15 protein-coding genes and 2 pseudogenes are annotated in these 18,567 nt (G+C 52.3%); 8 read left to right on the top strand and 9 right to left on the bottom strand.

What is annotated here, in order from left to right; genetic code table 11:
• Positions 1-20 precede the first annotated feature (20 nt).
• Positions 21-1,346 carry an amino-acid N-acetyltransferase gene (argA, locus tag KDD30_RS12555; RefSeq protein ID WP_211646171.1) on the bottom strand — a complete coding sequence of 442 codons (1,326 nt, stop codon included), beginning with the start codon at positions 1,344-1,346 and terminating at the stop codon, positions 21-23.
• Positions 1,347-1,572: 226 nt separating this feature from the next.
• Between argA and KDD30_RS12550 the strand changes: the two genes are divergently transcribed.
• Complete coding sequence (locus KDD30_RS12550; RefSeq protein WP_211646170.1) at positions 1,573-2,010, top strand: DUF2850 domain-containing protein; 438 nt, start codon at positions 1,573-1,575, stop codon at positions 2,008-2,010.
• A gap of 18 nt (positions 2,011-2,028) precedes the next feature.
• Here the strand turns inward: KDD30_RS12550 and KDD30_RS12545 are convergent, their stop codons facing one another.
• The gene (locus KDD30_RS12545; protein ID WP_211646169.1) at positions 2,029-2,256 is read right to left on the bottom strand and encodes a hypothetical protein; all 228 of its coding nucleotides are present in this window, start codon (positions 2,254-2,256) and stop codon (positions 2,029-2,031) included.
• A gap of 625 nt (positions 2,257-2,881) precedes the next feature.
• Between KDD30_RS12545 and mltA the strand changes: the two are divergent.
• Both mltA and tcdA read left to right on the top strand, forming a co-directional pair.
• A pseudogene (gene mltA / locus KDD30_RS12540) lies at positions 2,882-3,940 on the top strand (murein transglycosylase A); the annotation flags it as partial.
• A gap of 170 nt (positions 3,941-4,110) precedes the next feature.
• Positions 4,111-4,920: a tRNA cyclic N6-threonylcarbamoyladenosine(37) synthase TcdA gene (gene tcdA / locus KDD30_RS12535; RefSeq protein ID WP_211646168.1), complete on the top strand. Its 810-nt coding sequence runs from the start codon at positions 4,111-4,113 to the stop codon at positions 4,918-4,920.
• A gap of 24 nt (positions 4,921-4,944) precedes the next feature.
• Here tcdA and csdE read toward each other — a convergent pair whose 3' ends face one another.
• A complete protein-coding gene (gene csdE, locus KDD30_RS12530; RefSeq protein WP_211646167.1) occupies positions 4,945-5,382 on the bottom strand; it encodes a cysteine desulfurase sulfur acceptor subunit CsdE in 438 nt (145 codons plus the stop codon).
• A 14-nt stretch (positions 5,383-5,396) separates the two neighbouring features.
• Positions 5,397-6,611 (bottom strand): cysteine desulfurase CsdA, encoded by a 1,215-nt coding sequence (gene csdA / locus KDD30_RS12525; protein WP_211646166.1) that lies wholly within the window; start codon positions 6,609-6,611, stop codon positions 5,397-5,399.
• A 373-nt stretch (positions 6,612-6,984) separates the two neighbouring features.
• Between csdA and KDD30_RS12520 the strand changes: the two genes are divergently transcribed.
• The 5 genes from KDD30_RS12520 to rlmM all read left to right on the top strand — a co-directional run bounded on the left by KDD30_RS12520 (position 6,985) and on the right by rlmM (position 11,131).
• Positions 6,985-7,923 carry a transcriptional regulator GcvA gene (locus KDD30_RS12520; protein ID WP_211646165.1) on the top strand — a complete coding sequence of 313 codons (939 nt, stop codon included), beginning with the start codon at positions 6,985-6,987 and terminating at the stop codon, positions 7,921-7,923.
• Between the two features lie 208 nt (positions 7,924-8,131).
• Entirely contained in the window at positions 8,132-8,845 is a 714-nt protein-coding gene (locus tag KDD30_RS12515; RefSeq protein ID WP_211646164.1) for a hypothetical protein, read from the top strand.
• Between the two features lie 128 nt (positions 8,846-8,973).
• Positions 8,974-9,642, top strand: coding sequence for an alpha/beta family hydrolase (locus KDD30_RS12510; RefSeq protein ID WP_211646163.1), 669 nt, complete (start codon positions 8,974-8,976; stop codon positions 9,640-9,642).
• A gap of 19 nt (positions 9,643-9,661) precedes the next feature.
• Complete coding sequence (locus KDD30_RS12505; RefSeq protein ID WP_211646162.1) at positions 9,662-10,036, top strand: DUF423 domain-containing protein; 375 nt, start codon at positions 9,662-9,664, stop codon at positions 10,034-10,036.
• Positions 10,037-10,045: 9 nt separating this feature from the next.
• A complete protein-coding gene (gene rlmM / locus KDD30_RS12500; protein WP_211646161.1) occupies positions 10,046-11,131 on the top strand; it encodes a 23S rRNA (cytidine(2498)-2'-O)-methyltransferase RlmM in 1,086 nt (361 codons plus the stop codon).
• 22 nt (positions 11,132-11,153) lie between these two features.
• On the opposite strand, the pseudogene xni reads toward rlmM, so the two are convergent.
• From xni to queF, 5 genes and pseudogenes are all read right to left on the bottom strand, one after another.
• Positions 11,154-11,926: pseudogene (xni, locus tag KDD30_RS12495) on the bottom strand (flap endonuclease Xni).
• 57 nt (positions 11,927-11,983) lie between these two features.
• Entirely contained in the window at positions 11,984-13,357 is a 1,374-nt protein-coding gene (ppnN, locus tag KDD30_RS12490; RefSeq protein ID WP_211646160.1) for a nucleotide 5'-monophosphate nucleosidase PpnN, read from the bottom strand.
• 238 nt (positions 13,358-13,595) lie between these two features.
• On the bottom strand, positions 13,596-15,152 hold the full coding sequence (locus KDD30_RS12485; RefSeq protein ID WP_371826044.1) for a diguanylate cyclase domain-containing protein: 1,557 nt from the start codon (positions 15,150-15,152) through the stop codon (positions 13,596-13,598).
• 199 nt (positions 15,153-15,351) lie between these two features.
• Entirely contained in the window at positions 15,352-17,616 is a 2,265-nt protein-coding gene (locus KDD30_RS12480; RefSeq protein WP_211646158.1) for a GGDEF domain-containing protein, read from the bottom strand.
• A gap of 94 nt (positions 17,617-17,710) precedes the next feature.
• A complete protein-coding gene (queF, locus tag KDD30_RS12475) occupies positions 17,711-18,556 on the bottom strand; it encodes an NADPH-dependent 7-cyano-7-deazaguanine reductase QueF (RefSeq protein WP_211646157.1) in 846 nt (281 codons plus the stop codon).
• Positions 18,557-18,567 lie beyond the last annotated feature (11 nt).

Here is an 18,567-nt window from a genome sequence, read left to right as displayed (position 1 = left end):
TATGACCGGACCGACAACCCTTATAGCGTCAGGGTCAGAATTTTCGAACGGCGTTGCAGGTTATAGAGTGCCTGTTTCGCCATCGGTAATTCAGACACATCAATCTCAATAAAACCATGCTCCCGGAACCAGTGCAGACTGCGTGTGGTCAGGACAAAGAGTTGTCTGAGCCCCTGAGAACGCGCCTGATGCCGGATCCGGTTCAGCAGCATCGCTCCCCGATCGCCATCCCGGTAATCCGGATGGACCGCGACGCAGGCCATTTCCCCCATGTGTTCTTCCGGGAAGGGATACATGGCGGCGCACCCGATGATCAGGCCGTCCCGCTCGATCACGGTGAAGAGTTTGATCTCTTGCTCCAGTTGTTCACGGGAACGCCGGACCAGAATTCCTTCCTGTTCCAGCGGACGGATCAGGGCCAGAATGCCGCCGATATCGTCAATGTGGGCACCGCGAACTTTTTCAGCACTCGCCATGACAACTTGCGTGCCGATGCCGTCAAAAGAAAAGAGCTCCTGAATCAGCGCGCCATCATCTTTATAGCTGATCAGGTGGCTCCGGGGCACACCGGCGCGGCAGGCGGTGATGGCTCCCCGCAGGAAACGGGCTGTACCGGAATCGGACTTTTTCTGCGCTGTCAGGCGCTGCAGAACGGCTTCTGCCTCAACGGGCAGCATCTCAGACACAATCTCATTGTCTTCATTCCGCACCCCTTGGTGCGAGCAGAAACCAATCAGCTTATCGGCTTCCAGCCGAATGGCGACCTGAGTGGCGACTTCTTCAGAAGTCAGGTTGAAACACTCACCGGTCACTGAACTGGCAATGGGGCCCAGCAACACGACACTGTGCTGATCCAGCTGGCGCCGGATGCCCTCCACATCAATTCTTCGGATCCGGCCGCTGTGGCAGTAATCAATGCCATCATCAACGCCCAGCGGCTGTGCGACCACAAAGTTGCCGCTGACCACATTGATTTGCGAACCGGCCATGGGAGTATTGTTCAGGCCCATGGAAAACCGGGCTGTAATGTCCAGATGCAGTTGTCCTGCGGCTTGCTTGGCAATTTCCAGTGCTCGCTCATCGGTGATACGAACGCCTTTATGGTAAGGCGTCCCATAGCCGTGGAGTTCCAGTAACTGAGAGATTTGCGGGCGGGCACCATACACCAGAACGATGCGCAACCCCAGGCAATTCAGCAGGGCGATATCATTCACAATACTTCGAAAGTTCTGATCCGCAATGGCTTCGCCACCGAGCATGATCACCAGCGTTTTTCCCCGGTGTGCATTCACATAAGGTGCGGATTGGCGAAAGCCTTTGACCAAGGCTGTACTTCTGAATTTCACTCTGTTTTCCGTGATTCGGGTTCATCAACCCTGATGATTAAATATGTCAGCATATTGCCTGTTTATACACTACTCGGCAAGTGTGAAGCGCATTCGGGTGAGTCTGGCAGATTTTTATTTATTGAGTCGAGATCCCGTTCTGACATTCTGTACTTAGTCGGCAGATTCTGTGGACGCCCGATAAGCGTATAGTTGTAGGACGTGGGGATAGTGAGTGATGCTGCTCATGGCATTTAATAAATACACGAAATGGCAAACCGCCACTATGCTGACCATTCTTGGGACGGGTCTGGCGCTGAGTGGTTTTCTTGCGGTGGGTGCGGCAAAAGGTGAATTGTTTACACCCTCGCCTGAGCCCAGTATTTTTGGCATCTGGGTGGAACAGGATGTTGCGCCTTACGCTGCGGACAAGTTCGAAGTGCGTCAGAATGGCGTTTATGTTTCCGGGCGTCTGATCAGCACCACTTATGATTGGGACGGTAGCCGTCTGAGTTATCAGATGGGCGGTGAAACGTATCAGTATACGTTCGAAGAAGGGCAATTCATTCGCCAGAAACCCGCGCACTATGTGTCAACGTTTTCCCGCCAGGCGGCCAGAGTAAATCCTGAGCTCAAACAAAGTGCCACACAGACCCTTGATCAGTCATTGAAACAAGGGTCCTGATCCATCAACTTTTGCCGGTTACTCTTCTTCTTTTAGCCGGGCAAACAGCTGATGAACAGGGATTTTGTTCAGTGCCACTTTTCTGAATGTATCTGCTGTCTGGGGACTGCCGCCCAGACAGCGCTGAATCACAGTGTTGATTTGCTGTGTTGAGTTGCCGTCGCTGTCCAGATTTCTGATCCACTGATATTCAACAGCGTTTGGATTGAGTAAGGTTTCTTTTCCAATTTTAAATTGCTTGTTCATGCCAGTCCTTCCTGAGACGTCACGTTCCAAAGCGATTCACTCGTACGATTGACTGCCTATTCCATGATTATCTTGCAGCCAGTCTGTGCCTCATCCTGAGAAAATCACTATAAAAGGTGCTCGCATTGCTGATCGAAATGGTTGTCCGTAACCCGAAAGTATAGGTTACCAGACTGAATGATGTCGTTTGTGTGACGTTTTTATTAAACCGACAGACTGTGACAGTTATATGACAATCAGTGCTTATTATTAAACTTTCGTGACAATCAAAACAAGACTTTGACATTGGTTATGATAAAAAGCCCTAAGATTGTGCGTTGAAGTCGGCTCGCGTATCTTGGGCTTATACCAATCGCAGTAAATAACGGGTCATCCTAGCTTGTTCAAATGCTTGATCACTGCGTTAGATTTTTTGATTGTAGAATCACGACTGATCGAAAAAATCTGCCTTGTTCTCAAACATTTTTCCTGCGCTATTTCTGATCACTGACTTACTTTGATTGGTATGACGATGACTTTTTCCTGCGTCCGGATATTGTTCTGGTTTATCGCAGGATAATCTTTTGTTTTTTGTTAATATCATGAAGGCTGATCTGTGTTTCAACAATTTTCCCTGATTCAAAAACTGACGCTTGCCTCCTGTGTACTGGGGCTGGTGGCTTGTGCCCGACCTGTGGACCGGGGCCAGCAATATCTGGATGGTGAGTTTGACCAAGTCCTGAATCCCGTCGAAACGGTGGTATCGGATAAACCCAGGGATTACACCCGGTTTGAAGCACAGGCTGAAAAAGTACTGAGCCGGTCTCCTTCGATGATGCTGCGTTATCAAAATTTGTATCAGCAGGTAACAAACTGGGCTGAAGCCGGCGGGGATCCGACGCTGTTGTCGCAGTTCGGGCTGACGACTGCACAGATGGGCGGTGGAGACAGTTACGGCAACGTCATGTTTACCGGCTATTTCTCACCGGTCATCGAACTGCGCCACGAAAGAGACGAGACCTTTCAATATCCGGTGTATGCGATGCCGGAGTGTGGAAAGCAATGTCCGACCCGGGCCGAGATCTACGGTGGTGCTTTGGCCGGCCAAGGACTGGAGCTGGGCTTCTCCGCCTCTAAACTGGATGTCTTCATGATGGAAGTTCAGGGCAGTGGATTTGTGCATTTCGAAGATAATGACCAGTTGCAGTACTTTGCTTACGGTGGCAAAAACGGCCATCCTTATGTGAGTATTGGCCGGATTCTGATTGAACGCGGGGAAGTGCCGCGGGAGAAAATGTCGCTGAAAGCAATCGCAGAATGGGTGGCGCAGCAAGATGATGCCACGGTTCGTGAATTGCTCGAGCAGAACCCGTCTTATGTCTTCTTCAGTCCGCGTGATGATTTGGATGTGCTGGGCACTGCCGGAATTCCATTGCTGCCGATGGCTTCGGTTGCTGCGGATCGCGACTTCCTGCCCATGGGCAGCGTGTTGCTGGCCGAAGTGCCGCAGCTGGACGCGGAAGGCAACTGGAATGGTAAGCATGTGTTGACCTTGCTGATGGCGCTGGATACCGGCGGTGCCGTGAAGCGAAATCATCTGGATCTTTACCATGGCATGGGCGCACAGGCAGGCATCGATGCCGGGCACTACAAGCATTTTGGCCGGGTGTGGAAGCTGGGGCTGACGCCGCAGACCGATGAAGCACTGACGGAAGCGCGGGCTGCTGCCAGCACAACGGTTGCGACGCCTGTTCAGGGAAAGATGCGCTTCCGGGAGACGCCCGTCCAGGGGGCTAAGACTCAAGCTCAGGGACTGGACAACTGACAGGAGAGCGCGTATAAAAACGCGCTCATTCTCAACACAGACAGACCGATATGCGACAACTCGATACCCCGGCATCCGATCACTATAACCAACGTTTTGGCGGCACCCGCCGCTTGTATGGTCATCAGGAAGTGGAAATCCTGAGAGCTGCGCATGTCTGTGTGATTGGCATCGGCGGCGTCGGTTCCTGGGCTGCAGAGGCGCTGGCCCGCTCCGGCGTTGGTGAATTGACTTTAATCGATATGGACGATGTCTGTGTCACGAATATTAACCGTCAGATCCATGCCATGTCCGGCACGGTCGGGCGCAGCAAGATTGAGGTCATGGCCGAGCGCATTGCGCTGATCAACCCGGACTGCCGCGTCAATCTGATTGATGATTTCATCACACCGGAGAATATTCCCGAATATATCGGTCCGCAGTTTGACTACGTGCTGGATGCTATCGACAGTGTGAAGCCGAAAGCTGCACTGCTGGCCTACTGCAAGCGCCACAAAATTAAAGTGGTGACAACAGGCGGTGCCGGTGGGCAGGTCGATCCGACCCAGATTCAGATTGCAGATCTGGCGAAGACGATTCAGGATCCGCTGGCGGCGAAAATCCGCAATATGCTGCGTCGTTTTTACAACTTCAGTAAAAATCCGGCCCGGAAGTTTGGCATTGACTGCGTGTTCTCAACCGAACAACTCAAATACCCGCAGGCCGATGGCAGCGTCTGCGAAGCGAAAGCGACTGCAGAAGGGCCGAAACGGATGGATTGTGCGACCGGATTCGGGGCTGCGACCATGGTGACGGCCACCTTTGGTTTTGTGGCCGCTTCCCGCATTCTGCAAAAACTGATTGAAAAACACCGCCAGTAATCATCCCCTTCGCCGGGTCGGGAACTATCGACTGGCGAAGGTTTGAATCGCTTCAATAATCGCCTTGAGTCCGTTACTGCGTGACGGGCTCAGGTGTCCCAGTAAGCCTAAACGTTCAAAGTAAGCTTCCATGTCGAACTGCTGAATCTGTGCTGCCGTTTTGCCTTCGTAGGCGGCCAGCACCAGACAGATCAGGCCTTTGACAATCCGGGCATCAGAATCCGCGGCAAAATGGTACACCCCGGCTTCACAACGCTGTACCAGCCAGACCTGACTTTCACAGCCACTGACTTTCACTTTATCCTGCTTGAGTGCATCCGGCAGGGCAGGTAACTGTTTTCCCCACTGAATAACCAGCCGGTATTTGTCTTCCCAACTGTTGGCCTGAACCATTTTTTCCTGAATGTCTTCAGCAGAAATCGAGCTGCCAAACGGGTGAGAAGGGAACGAAACTGAGGTCATGATCTTTCTCTTTTTTACAACAAATCACAGGCTTTGTGCAGCGCAGCCACGAAGCGCTCAATATCTTCTTCGGTATTATAGAGAGCCAGAGAGACCCGCAAAGTGCCGGTCAGTCCCAGTGCATCCAGCATTGGGTGGGCGCAGTGATTCCCGGCGCGCAGCGTTACGCCCTGTTCATCCAGCAGAGTGGCGATATCATGATGATGAATACCGTCCACCACAAAGGAAAACAGGCTGGCCTCTGGCTGCAGGCCGATGATTCTCAGGCCGTCGATGTCTTTGATCCCATCCAGTGCTTTCTGGCGGAGTGCGTGGATATGTCGCTCGGCACCCTGACGGTCGATGCCGTTTAGCCAGTGAATGCTTTCTGCCAGCGCGATGGTGCTGGCGATATTCGGTGTGCCAGCCTCAAACTTGCCCGGTAATCCGGTGTACTGGGTGCCTTCAAAGGAAACTTTTTCGACCATTTTGCCGCCGCCGTGCCAGGGGGGCATGGCTTCAAGCAGGGCCTGTTTGCCATAGAGCACTCCGATGCCTGAGGGGCCAAAGAGCTTGTGGCCGGAAAAGACATAGAAATCGGCATCCAGCGCCTGAACATCCACGGTTTCATGCACGATTCCCTGCGCACCATCAATGACAGCGATCGCCCCACGGGCATGCGCCGCAGCAATGATGGTTTCAATCGGGTTCCGGGTGCCGGTGACATTGGTTATGTGGGCAACCGCGACAATCCGTGTTTTTGCGGTCAGACGCTGATGGAAGGCGTCCATATCCAGCGTACAGTCTGATGTCATGGGAATTTTGACCACGACGGCGCCGGTCTGCTCCGCGACTATCTGCCAGGGCACGATATTGGCGTGGTGTTCCAGTTCGCTGACCAGAATCTCATCGCCGGGTTGCAAGGTACTGCGTGCCCAGGATTGGGCAACCAGATTCAGGGCCTCTGTTGCACCGCGTGTCCAGATGATTTCTTTTCGATCCCGGGCATTCAGCAAATCTCTGACCGTGTCGCGTGCCTGTTCGAATCGTTGGGTCAGGCTGGCAGTGAGCTGATGGCTGCCCCGGTGAACATTGGCACTGTGCTGACGGTAAAAACTGTCAAGAGACTGAATCATCGCCAATGGCTTTTGTGTGGTGGCAGCACTGTCCAGAAAAGTGATGGGGTGTGCTGCATCAACCAAGGCCGGAAATTGCGAACGGATCGCCTGAATATCAAATGGGGTGGTCATACTGGGCTCATGTTCTGGTGGATGGGGGGATCTTCCTTATTATCCGTCACAGAGGCAAGCACAGAAGGGGAGAATTTATAAAAAAATGGCACCGCGTTGGGGCGCAGTGCCATCAAAAAGTTTTGACAGACAGGTCAAAAAACAGGAAGTAAATTGGTAGCACTCCGGCTACCCGCCCAGCAGAGGCCGGGCAATATGCAAACACAACATGCAATCTCTGGAACAGACACCAGAAAGGAGGACCTAGGCCTCAATTACACAGTTTATCCTGAGATTGCGGCGCCAATCTTAGGGTTTCTGTGGTACTGGGACAATCGACAAATTATAATGACCTGGATAAAAAAAACTAATGCAACCAGTATGGCAGGACATTATGTCGAGACGACTTCCACCCCTTAATTCTCTGAAAGTATTCGAGGCCGCCGCCCGCCACCTGAGCTTTACCCGCGCTGCAGAAGAACTCTTTGTGACTCAGGCTGCTGTGAGCCATCAGATCAAGGCGCTGGAGGAATTTCTGGGCCTGAAATTATTTCGTCGCCGGAACCGCTCTTTATTGCTGACGGAAGAAGGGCAAAGCTATTTTCTTGATCTGAAAGATATCTTCAGTGCGATTTCGGATGCGACTGATAAAGTTTTGGAACGCGGTTCAAAAGGTGCACTGACCATTAGTTTATCTCCGAGTTTTGCGATCCAGTGGCTGGTTCCGCGGTTGTCCGATTTCAATCAGTTACATCCGGATGTTGATGTCAGAATTAAAGCGGTTGATTTAGATGAAGGCTCACTGACGGATGATGTGGATGTGGCCATCTATTACGGGCGTGGCAACTGGCCGGGGTTACGTTGCGATAAGTTGTATCAGGAATTTCTTGTCCCGGTTTGTTCCCCCATGCTGCTGACCGGGCCGAAACCCCTCGACAGTTTGCATGATCTGCAGTATCACACCCTGTTGCATGACAGTTCCCGGAAAGAGTGGAAGAATTACGTCCGTGAATTTGAGATTCCCGGCACCAATGTCAATCAGGGCCCGATTTTCAGCCATTCCACCATGGTGCTGCAGGCTGCGATCCACAGTCAGGGAATCGCGCTGGCAAATAATGTGCTGGCACAACCTGAGCTGGAGGCCGGCCGCCTGGTCAGTCCGTTTGAAGAGGTGCTGATGAGCAAGAATGCTTTTTATCTGGTGTGCCAGGAAAAGCAGGCCGAAACCGGCCGTATTCAGATTTTCCGCGACTGGGTTCTGGAAAAAGCCCGCAAAGAGCAGGAAGACGGCCCACTGCGCCAGCCAGAGATGCCGGTTGAAGAAATGGCTTAAGCCTGAGTCTCAGTGTCTTTCCAGGCACTGAGGCCTCCGTTTGCCCACTCCCACCTGTGCTGGCGCTCACACATCCTGATGTTATCCTCGCTGTAGTGCACGGATAATTTTCTCTCACCACTCAATTCTTCCGAGCATTCGCCTTTTCTGATCACATCAGGTTCATTGTCTCCTGTAGCTTGAGGGCTTTTTCTCAAGGAGAACTCTGATGCGATATGCACCTCTTCGGGGCGGTTTACTTCTGTTTTTGTCCGGCGCTGGCGTGGGTCTTTTTCTGGGGGACTGGCTCAATCCGTTGGGACTGGCTGGAGAGCCTTCAGCGCAGGCTGACCGGCCGATCACGACAACGGAAATGGCAGCCCGGAATGGTTCGGCATCTCAGTCTACGCAAAATAAGGGCGGCCCGGAGACAACGCTTTCTGCCTCAGCACCCCCGATGTCGCAATCTTCACCGGTATTCAGGGAGCCGGTGCAGGCCGATTCGGCAGCCGTGTCGCACACAGGGACGGGGAGCGCTGAGACGCTTGGGACTGACGAGGCAAATGCGGCGGAGACACCCTATGCACGTCTGATCCGTGAGGAAATTCAGAAACATCAGACCCGCCGGAAATCCTTTACCGATGCCTATCAGACGTTTGAACTTGAGGATGATGGCGGGGCAGAGGCCATCGTTAAATCTCAGCAGGTTCTGGATTTTCTTCTGCTGCATGCGCCATCGGGAGTGCTGGTGCCAGAGCAGGTGCGCTGTAAAGCTCACAGCTGTGAATTGCAGCTGAAAAGTCTGCAGGCCGATTATGATGTGACGACAGTGCTGATGGGAATGCACGACGCTTCCTGGTTTAATTTTCAGCAGCTGTTTGCGGTGAACAGCCGGGATCTGAGTGATCCGCACAGCCAGTATCACGTCATTTTGCTGCAATAAGTGCCGGACTGGCGGGCAATTTTGGATGTTCATTCCGCGAAAGTGTTAAGATATTGTCCAATCTTAGACAGGGACTGCTGCGACTTGCCTGTCGCAGTCTCTCGCAATACAACAGGTTGAGAAAGCGCGTGGAATACCGTATTGATACACCGGAAAATGGCCAGTTTGACGCTACGTTCTTGTTTGCACATGGTGCGGGTGCCGGCATGGATCATGAATTTATGACGGCAATTGCCCAAGGGTTAACGGCTAAAGGGATCCGCGTGGTGCGTTTCGATTTCCCTTATATGGTTCAACGTCGGGAGGACGGTAAAAAGCGTCCGCCGGATCGTCAGCCAAAATTGCTGCTGGATTTCCAGCGTCATCTGATGCGGTTTGCAGAAGAAGGCCCGCTGGTGATTGGCGGCAAATCGATGGGCGGGCGGATGGCGAGTTTGCTGGTCACCGATGAAGCGGAGAGCGCACCAGAGGTCAGCAATTGTCAGGCATGGGTGCAAGGCGTTGCCTGTCTGGGCTTTCCGTTTCATCCACCGGGTAAACCGGAGAATTTCCGGGGGGATCATCTGAAGACGATTGCGGTTCCGACGTTGATTCTGCAGGGGGAACGGGACACTTTTGGTACCCGAAGCGAGGTGGAAGGCTGGACCTATGCTGATACCGTGCGTCTGGCCTTTGTGCCGGATGGCGATCACAGCTTCAAACCGCGTAAAGCATCCGGTCATACGGAAGCCGGGAACCGACAGCTGGCTGTTGCGTTACTGGCAGATTTTATCAATCAGTGTGTTTCACCAGTTTAAAAACAAAAGGATAGATTGAATGCAAAGCCGCAGCATGATTCTTTTTGCCGCTGTCAGCGGTGCTATCGGTGTTGGTCTGGGAGCCTTTGCTGCTCATGGCCTGAAAGGACAGCTGAGTCCGAATTTACTGGATGTTTTTAAAACCGGCGTCGATTATCAGCTCTGGCACAGCCTCGCGCTGTTCGGGTGCGGGATTTGGGCACGCAATTTTTCTGCAAAAGCGCTATCATACGCGGCCCTGTTATTTGCTGCGGGCATTTGTTTGTTCAGCGGTAGCCTTTATGCACTGGCGTTAACAGGCATCAAGTGGTTTGGTCCCGTAACACCACTGGGGGGACTGTGTTTTATTCTTGCCTGGCTGTCACTTGCAGTGGCTGCCTGGCGCTCTCAATGAGGACTCGTGGTGAATCAGGTTTTGTTGTACTGCCGTCAGGGCTTTGAAAATGAATGTGCCGGTGAAGTGCAGGATAAAGCCAATGCACTGGAACTGTTCGGCTTTCCGCGCGCCAGAAAAAATACTGGCTACGTGCTGTTTGAGTTTTACCAGCCTGGCGATGCGGACAAATTTATTCAGTTACAGCCATTTTCACAGCTGATTTTTGCACGCCAGATGCTGGCGGTGACGGCGCATCTGGAAGATTTGCCGGCAGAGGACAGGATCAGTCCGATTCTTGCCGTGGCGGAAGATTTACCGCGCTGCGGTGATCTACGGGTCGAGACCCCGGATACCAATGAAGCCAAAGAGCTGCTGAAGTTCTGCCGTAAGTTTACTGTGCCGCTGCGTCAGGCGATGCGTAAAACCGGTGTCCTGTATCAGAAAGACAACCCGAAAAAGCCAGTGCTGCATTTGTGCTTCACGGCGCCGGGCCATTGTTTGATGGGTTACTCATACAGCAACAACAACTCGCAGTTCTTTATGGGGATCCCGCGCCTGAAGTTCCCGGCGGATGCGCCAAGCCGTTCAACCCTGAAACTGGAAGAAGCCTTTCATGTCTTTATTCCGCGAGAAGAGTGGGATGAGCGACTGGCCTCTGGCATGTGGGGCGTGGATTTAGGGGCCTGCCCGGGCGGCTGGACCTATCAGTTAGTGAAACGCTCTATGTTTGTTCATGCCGTGGATAACGGCCAGATGGCGCAGAGCCTGATGGATACCGGACAGGTGAAACACCACATGGCTGACGGCTTTAAGTTTGAGCCACCGCGTAAAAATGTGACCTGGCTGATCTGCGATATGGTCGAGAAACCTGCGCGGGTCGCTCACCTGATGGGACAGTGGCTGATTAAAGGCTGGGCCAAGGAAACGATTTTCAACCTGAAGCTGCCGATGAAAGGCCGTTATGATGAAGTGCTGCAGGATATTGAAAACCTGAAAGTCTTTCTGATCCAGAATGGTCTGAAATTCCGTCTGCAGGCCAAGCATCTGTACCATGACCGTGAAGAAATTACGGTTCATATTCAGGCGCTGGACAACCGCAGCCCGCAGTCATGATTCCGGAGACAGGTGGCGGGGTTTATCCCGCTACCTGATATCGGATGTCCTGCAGATTAAATCCCAGCTCCAGATTGGTTTTCAGCCGGGCAACGGCTTTGCTGGCAATGGCACTGGCTTTCGCGGGTTCGATTTTCTTCCGCCATTTCTCCGGCAGTTCTTCTGCCGACAAAATACGCTCCAGATCCGGAAACATACTCAGCAGCTCGCATGCCGCTTTCGGACCAATACCCGGTACGCCCGGAATCTTGCTGGAACTGATTCCTGCCAATCCCCAGTAATCCGGGAGTTGCTCCGGTCGCACGCCAAATTCTTTTTCAATAAAGGGGCTGTCCAGCCAGCGTTGCTGGAAGTAATCCCGGATCATCACCGTTGGTCGTAACAACTGGCAATAGCCTTTGTCGGTCGAAACAATGGTCACCTGGCCTCCGTGCTCCGCGACTTTGAGGGCCAGTGTGGCAATCAGATCATCGGCTTCGTCGCCATCAGAAAGCAAAGAGTCCACACCCAGGGTCATGAAGTCATCCTGAATTTGTTCCATACCGGCCTGCAAAGCTTCAGGCATGGGTTTCCGGCCTTCTTTGTAATTGGGCAGCAGTTCGGCCCGCCAGCCCGGTCCTCACCCTGATGGTCAAATACCGCAACAATATGTGTGGGCTTGCTCATCGCAATGATTTTGCTCAGTGCCTGACAGCAGACCTTACTGGTATTGGTAATCTCTGTTTCATCCGGCTGGGCAGCATGCACGCGGCGGATTAAATTGAGGGCATCGATGACGACAAGGTGAATAGACATAGCTTTCAACGCAGAATACAGGACCAATTGGCCCTGTATTCTACGTGTCATTGCAAATTATTTCACCATGTCGGGGTGGGTGAGGATGCGGTAGCAGGGAATATACTCGCTGCCCGGCAGTTTCATGCGCTGCTGAGCGACGAAACTTTTCAGCAACTTATCCATGCGTTTCATGAGAGATGGATCGCCGTTGATCAGGAATGGCCCCTTGCGTTCAATTTCCCGAATGCCTTCTTCTTTCACATTCCCGGCGACGATGCCCGAGAAGGCCCGGCGAAGATTGGCTGCCAGTTGCTCCGGTCGCTGATTGTAATGAAGGTCCAGGCTGCTCATCGCATCATGCGTGGGCTCGAATGGTAACTGAAATTCCGGCGGAATTTTCAGCGACCAGTTGTAGCAATAGGCATCGCCGGTTTCCTGCCGGTATTCTTTGGTGCTCGGCATCGCCGCTTTCATAATGCGCGCGACTCTGGCCGGATCATCAATGATGATTTCATACCGTTTGGTTGCTTCTTCACCCAGCGTATCGCGAATGAAACTGTCCAGTGTTCTGAAATACGGTTCACTGCTCTTTGGCCCGGTGAGGACCACAGGTAAAGGCTGATCCTGATTTTCCGGATGCATCAGAATCCCGATGATATACAGCAGTTCTTCTGCAGTACCTGCGCCACCGGGGAAAATAATGATTCCGTGGCCGACCCGGACAAAAGCTTCCAGCCGTTTTTCGATGTCGGGCATGATCACCAGCTCATTCACAATTGGATTGGGGGGTTCAGCCGCAATGATAGAGGGCTCAGTCAGCCCGATGAACCGGCTTTTACCATAGCGCTGCTGAGCGTGACCGATTGCAGCCCCTTTCATCGGACCTTCCATCGCACCCGGACCACATCCCGTACAGATGTTCATTTCACGCAGTCCCAGCTGATGGCCGACATCCCGGGTGTACTGATACTCTTCTGGATTAATGGAATGGCCGCCCCAGCACACCACGATATTCGGGTCTTCGCGTGAGCGAACGGTCTGGGCGTTACGAAGAATACTGAATATAAAATTCGTGATGTGCGGCGCACTGGTCAGATTGAGATCGTTGCGCTGCTGTACGTGAACGTTCACATAGATAATATCCCTTAACACTGAGAACAGGTGTTCCTGGATCCCGCGGATGATCTTTCCATCGACGAAGGCATGTTCGGGGGGATCTTTGAGTTCGAGTTTGATGCCCCGTTCTCTGCGCAGGACATTGATATCAAAAGTTTTGTTCTTTTCCAGCAGGGCGCTGGAATCGTCACTGTTACTGCCCGAGTTCAGTACGGCCAGAGAACAATTGCGGTATAAGCGGTACAGATCGCTGGCCGCTGTGGCTTTCAGGCTGTCGACTTCCAGTTGCGACAGCAGAGTCATGGCACCAACCGGACTGATATGTGTAATCATGCTTACCTCCCTGGAGATAAATGCAGGTAACCAATGACCTGCATGTCAGCGCTTTTCCTCTGCCCGAATCCCATCAAGGGCCGGGATGGCAGGTGAAAAGGCCGGGCATTATTGCTTGCCCGTATTATTCAACATACACAGGCAATGGGGGTTTGACTAGGGACGAGATAAAAAAAAGCAGTTGTGTAGCAGTAGGTTAGACTTTTGATTTGGTCGGTGTTGAGTGTGGAATCAGTTGCTAAGCGATCCAGATCAGATGGTTGCGTCCGGCATGCTTCGCGCTACTGAGAGCTTTCTGACTGCGTTCAATGACCGTGCTTGGATGATCACTGTCATCAAACAGCGTTGCGCCGACAGAGGCTGTGACGGTGACATTTTTGTCGCGGAAGCGGAAAGGGAGCTGGCTGATGGCTTCCCGGATTTCCGTCAGGCGACGCTGACGCTCCGTTTCATGCACATCCGGCAAAATCAGCATGAACTCATCATTTTGAACTCGTGCAACAAAATCAGTATCCCGCAGATGCTGTCTCAGGGTTCGCGCAATAATTTTCAGGACTTTATCCCCGGCGACAAATCCATAGCGCTCATTGAGATCGTCAAAATGGTCCAGATTCAAGACGGCAAGGCACAAGGGATGCTGATAACGGATCCAGCGGCGATACTCATGCTCAAGCCGATCCTGAAAGGCGGCCCGGTTATAGACGCGGGTGAGCGGGTCGAGAAAAATCCGGCGCTGGAGATCTTCGATCTGACGATGCTGATCCCGGGTTTGCTGATAGAGTTGCTCCGCCCGGCTCTGATGGTACTGAAGTTGCTCGACCAGCGTTAAATCACGGCTCTCCAGTGCACGCTGTCGCTCAACCAGCTGTTTGAGAGAGATATCCAGTTGTTGGGCAGTGCTACGCCACTGTTCCAGATTGGCATGCTGTGCCAGCCCGAAATGAAAGCGATCCGACAACTGGCTCAGTTCAGTCGTTAATTCACTGCGGTGCTGACTGAGTGTTTGTCCTTGCTCGCTTGCTTGTCGGGTGGTTTGTTCCAGCGCTGCGAGCTCGCCGCTGAGGACATCCAGAAACTTCTGGGAATAACGCCGTTCATGAACAAAATTATCCATTGCCAGCCGCAATACATCCAGAGCATGCTCAACCAGCATGAGCGGCTCAACGCTTTCAAGTAGCTGATGTCGGATGGCCATGAGTTGCGCCCCGGCTTCTCCTTCTGCATCCAGCTCTGTGATGAGTTGCTGAAGTTCGCTGCAGAGCTTCCGGAGCAGATCATCGTTACGGGCTCTGGATGTGCGATCAACACTCACAGGCACCGTCAGTAATTTCAGTGCGCGATCATACAGACTGAACAGTTCTGTGATCTGACAATGGCTCTGATTGATGCTCTTGGGAGAGTGGGCAAGCAAATCATGAAGATCACGTTTGAGCTGAACCGGAAGGGCGGGAATGCGTTTCAGACTTTCTGAGCTCTGTCGGATCAGATCGGACAGACGTGTCATCGTGCTATCTGTCGGAGGTTGCCGAAGTAACAGGCGTTCGACTTGCGCGAGATGCGGCACAATCTTGCTGATGTCTTTGTTCTGCTCCAGATCGGCGCGGAGTGTTTCCAGCTGCTTATCCAGATCGGCATCCAGTCCCCGACAGGCGACAGCCATTCTGATGATCAGGCGTTTTAAAATCACAATCTCACGACGTGACTTCAGAGACGCGTCGCGGTATGACAATTGAGCCTGATCCAAACACAGCTTCAAACTACTCATTTCAGAAGCTGCATCAACATTCGTTGCCACGTTGACCAATGATTACCTTATCTGAACATCCTTCAGCTCAGCCCTGAAAGGCCGAGCAATCCCGGATGTTAGCAAAATTTTCCAGCCGGGTTGAACATTATTAACGCCTTGTTTTCTGAAGCACAAATGCTCGAGGTCTTTTTATACAGTTTCGTGATCTTTGTGTACCTAATCAACAGCAACAGCGCTGTTTTTTTCCTCAGAGGTGCTTGCTCCAGTCATATTCCTGACAGCTTGATGTCTGAACTTTGACTAGACCTTTGTCCATCCCCTGAATGCAGGCCCGACGAATATTATCGCCGGCAAAGCTGGCTGCCGGGGCGGCATCAATGGCACTCAGGTGCACCCACTGACTGCCGGATTCACGTTTACTGATTTGCCGGGCAGCCTGAGTCGCCATCAGCAGAATATCAATCAGCTCCTGCGCATTAATCGCAGTATAGGCGCGAGGCAAAAAGGGGTATTCCGCCATCCCGATCCGCACCCGGCTGTCGAGCTGTTTTTCCCGCATAAAGTTATCCACCAACTGCTGAACAGAATCAGCCAGCTGTCGGGGAGCACTTTCCAGCCGCGAGTTGGGTTCAATATATAAGAACATCGCATCTGAAAAATGGTACAGCCGGGCAGGTTCACAAATTTGTGCTTTCAGGTAATCGCCAAACTGTCGTTCCAGTTCCAGCCCTTGCTGATAACCATGCTGCAGGTAGACATGCTTCAGCAGGGGGACTTCAAATAAGGCAAAGCGCAATCGGTCGCTCAGCGGCTCATTGATGATTTCACCCAGATGCCATTGTTCAAAGTGAGCACTGCTTTGCTCCAGTGAACTCGAGAGCCTTTCATTGAGCATGCGCAGATTGCGGAGGCCGCTGCGCGGATGGGTATAGAACTCATCACGGAGCAACGTCAGGCGTTCACGCCACTGACGCGCAGCCCGGTTTCGGTACCAGAGCAGAAAAAGCGCCATCAGTAGGCCGATCAGCAAGACGGTCGTCATATTTTTTTGCTGATACAGGGCTTTTTCCTGAGTGAACTGTTGCCGTTCCAGTTCTTCCAGTTTGAGGGAGCGTGCCATGATCCGCTGCTGCTGGCGGAAGACCTCTGCATTACTTTGGACTTGAGATTCCTGTATCGAAGCATGCAACTGTTCATAACGACGTTGGCTGAGCAGGGCGTTGTAATAATCTTTTTGCTTCTCAAATGCCGCCGACAGGCTGGCTTCTCCCTGCATTTGCAAGACCGGTTGCGGTTTCGGTAAGCGGCTGGCTGCCAGTAATGCTGATTGCAGGGTGGTAATGGCCTGTTCGTTTTTTTCTTCGGCGAGTTCTAACTGACCCAGTAACAATTGAGACTGAATCAGGGTGACTTCATCATCATTTTCCTGCGCCAGTTGGCGGGCGTGATGCAGATACTGTTCGGTTTTCGGATAGTTATACAGCTTGAGATACACTCTGGCGATACTCAGGCGTAACCGGGAAGAACGCGGCTGCATACGGAGCAGGTTTTCCTGATCCAGTGCGTTGAAATAGTGCACCAATGCCAGGTTATATCGCCCTTGTTGCTCATAAATACTGGCAATCAGGGCCAGTGTTCTGGCCAGGGGTAAGGTGCGGTTAAAATGTTCAAAGAATTCACCCGCCTGGGTGGCATGTTCCAGCGCTTTATCAAAGACTTTGCGTTCTTCATACAAGGTGGCCAGCTCAAGGTTTGCCAGCGCCATTTTACCGTGGTCTTCCTGCTCCTGAGCCAGCCAGTAGGCACTCAGGAGACGGTCCAGCGCGAGATCATAATGTTGATGGCGCAAGTAATGCCGGCCATGGTTCAACAGGAAGTTGATTTCCGCTTTCATATCGGCAATTTCTGATAAATCCCGTTTAGCCCGGATAAACATTTTTTCGGCTTTGCGTTCGTCGCCTTGTACTGATTCCATATCCGCCCGCAGCATCAGCAGGTGATATTGCAGTACTTTTACCTGTTCACTGCTTTGCAGTTTCTCGTCTCCGGCGAGGATCTGATCAATCTTGTTGAGCAAGTTGGTTGCTGTGGCAGCATCCCTGAGGCCCTGCCAAAGGATATCGGCCTGAATAAACTGTGTTTCCAGCAGGGTGTAACTGAATTTATTCTCAATGGCTAATGACTCGGCTTCCCGGATGGTTTGAATGGATTCGGGCTGCCGGTTCAGGAGTGATAAAGCTTTGGCTTTGATTTGCAGGGCGTTGATTGTGCTTAAGGGCGTGCGAATGGAGTGATCTGTTTCTTCACTGACATGGACGCGTGAGGCATCCACAGGCGTGCTCATCCGGCGCTGACTCAAATAACGGTTCGTGATTTCCAGTGCTTTTTCAGGGCTGGTTTCCAGCAGCAGATTAGCATCCGCCAGGAGTGGCGTTGCGTAAATTTTTGCCTGAGCAGGCAGGGCTGTCAGAATGCAGAGAAGAATGCTGAAGAGCCAGTAATGACAGTTCATAGAGCACTTATCCATCAGGAAACACGGCCCTCATATTACTGGCTCAGGTGCTCAAGTCCAGCAAACTAAAGCGATTTGCCGGACTTGTGAGTCATTACTGACGCGCCAGACGATCGTTATTGCTTGGCGTTTTTCCCTGATTGGTCCGGTACGGGTTAATATCCAGACCACCGCGGCGGGTATACCGGGCATAAACGGTCAGCAGTGTTGGCTGACAGAATCGCATGATGTCGGTGAAGATGCGTTCCACACATTGCTCGTGGAACTCGTTATGATTGCGGAAAGACACCAGATAACGCAGCAGTTTCTCGCGGTTAATCTGCTTGCCCTGGTAGGCGATACGCACACTGCCCCAGTCTGGCTGGTTGGTGATCAGACAGTTAGATTTCAGCAGATGGCTGTGCAGAATCTCGTGAATTTCAGCGCCTTCAGCGGCGTTTTCCAGCAGATTCGGATTGAAATCAAAATCCATGATCTCAATGTCCTGATCATCAATACAGTCACCACCAAAATCAACAATCGGCTGATCGGTGAAATCGCTCAGGGGCTGAATGGTCACATCGACATCGGCGCCTGCGCAGCCGGACAGGTCTTTTTGCAACATGTCGGCAACGGCTTGCCAGCTGTCAATCCGGGTATTGTTCAGGCTGTTGAGATAGAGCTTGAAGGATTTGGATTCGATCAGGTTCGGACTGCTGGCGGGCAGGCGCACTTCACCGATCGCGACCTGCGGCAGCCCTTTGCTGTTGAGCCAGGACAGCTCATACAGGGTCCAGATGTCGTATCCGGTAAACGGCAGGTCATCACCCAGAGCCAGATCATCGCGATTGAGCTGACGGGGGACCGCCTGCAGCAGGGATGGATCGTACTGATCCTTATACTCACTTTTTTGGCCAAGAGTTAAACCGGCGAGTTCTTTCGCGTCTTTGTATTTGCTCATATTGTCCTGGA

It is taken from the genome of Photobacterium sp. GJ3 (assembly GCF_018199995.1).
GTDB lineage: Bacteria > Pseudomonadota > Gammaproteobacteria > Enterobacterales > Vibrionaceae > Photobacterium.
The sequence above is the reverse complement of the archived record's forward strand: the minus strand, read 5'-3'. Positions and strand labels throughout refer to the sequence as shown.

Bases quoted from the DNA above. Each gene is read 5' to 3' on its own strand.
- KDD30_RS12520 (WP_211646165.1), top strand. From the start codon at position 6,985: ATGTCGAGACGACTTCCACCCCTTAATTCTCTGAAAGTATTCGAGGCC.
- KDD30_RS12505 (WP_211646162.1), top strand. From the start codon at position 9,662: ATGCAAAGCCGCAGCATGATTCTTTTTGCCGCTGTCAGCGGTGCTATC.
- ppnN (WP_211646160.1), bottom strand. From the start codon at position 13,357: ATGATTACACATATCAGTCCGGTTGGTGCCATGACTCTGCTGTCGCAA.
- KDD30_RS12480 (WP_211646158.1), bottom strand. From the start codon at position 17,616: ATGAACTGTCATTACTGGCTCTTCAGCATTCTTCTCTGCATTCTGACA.
- tcdA (WP_211646168.1), top strand. From the start codon at position 4,111: ATGCGACAACTCGATACCCCGGCATCCGATCACTATAACCAACGTTTT.
- queF (WP_211646157.1), bottom strand. From the start codon at position 18,556: ATGAGCAAATACAAAGACGCGAAAGAACTCGCCGGTTTAACTCTTGGC.
- KDD30_RS12550 (WP_211646170.1), top strand. From the start codon at position 1,573: ATGGCATTTAATAAATACACGAAATGGCAAACCGCCACTATGCTGACC.
- KDD30_RS12545 (WP_211646169.1), bottom strand. From the start codon at position 2,256: ATGAACAAGCAATTTAAAATTGGAAAAGAAACCTTACTCAATCCAAAC.
- KDD30_RS12515 (WP_211646164.1), top strand. From the start codon at position 8,132: ATGCGATATGCACCTCTTCGGGGCGGTTTACTTCTGTTTTTGTCCGGC.
- csdA (WP_211646166.1), bottom strand. From the start codon at position 6,611: ATGACCACCCCATTTGATATTCAGGCGATCCGTTCGCAATTTCCGGCC.
- csdE (WP_211646167.1), bottom strand. From the start codon at position 5,382: ATGACCTCAGTTTCGTTCCCTTCTCACCCGTTTGGCAGCTCGATTTCT.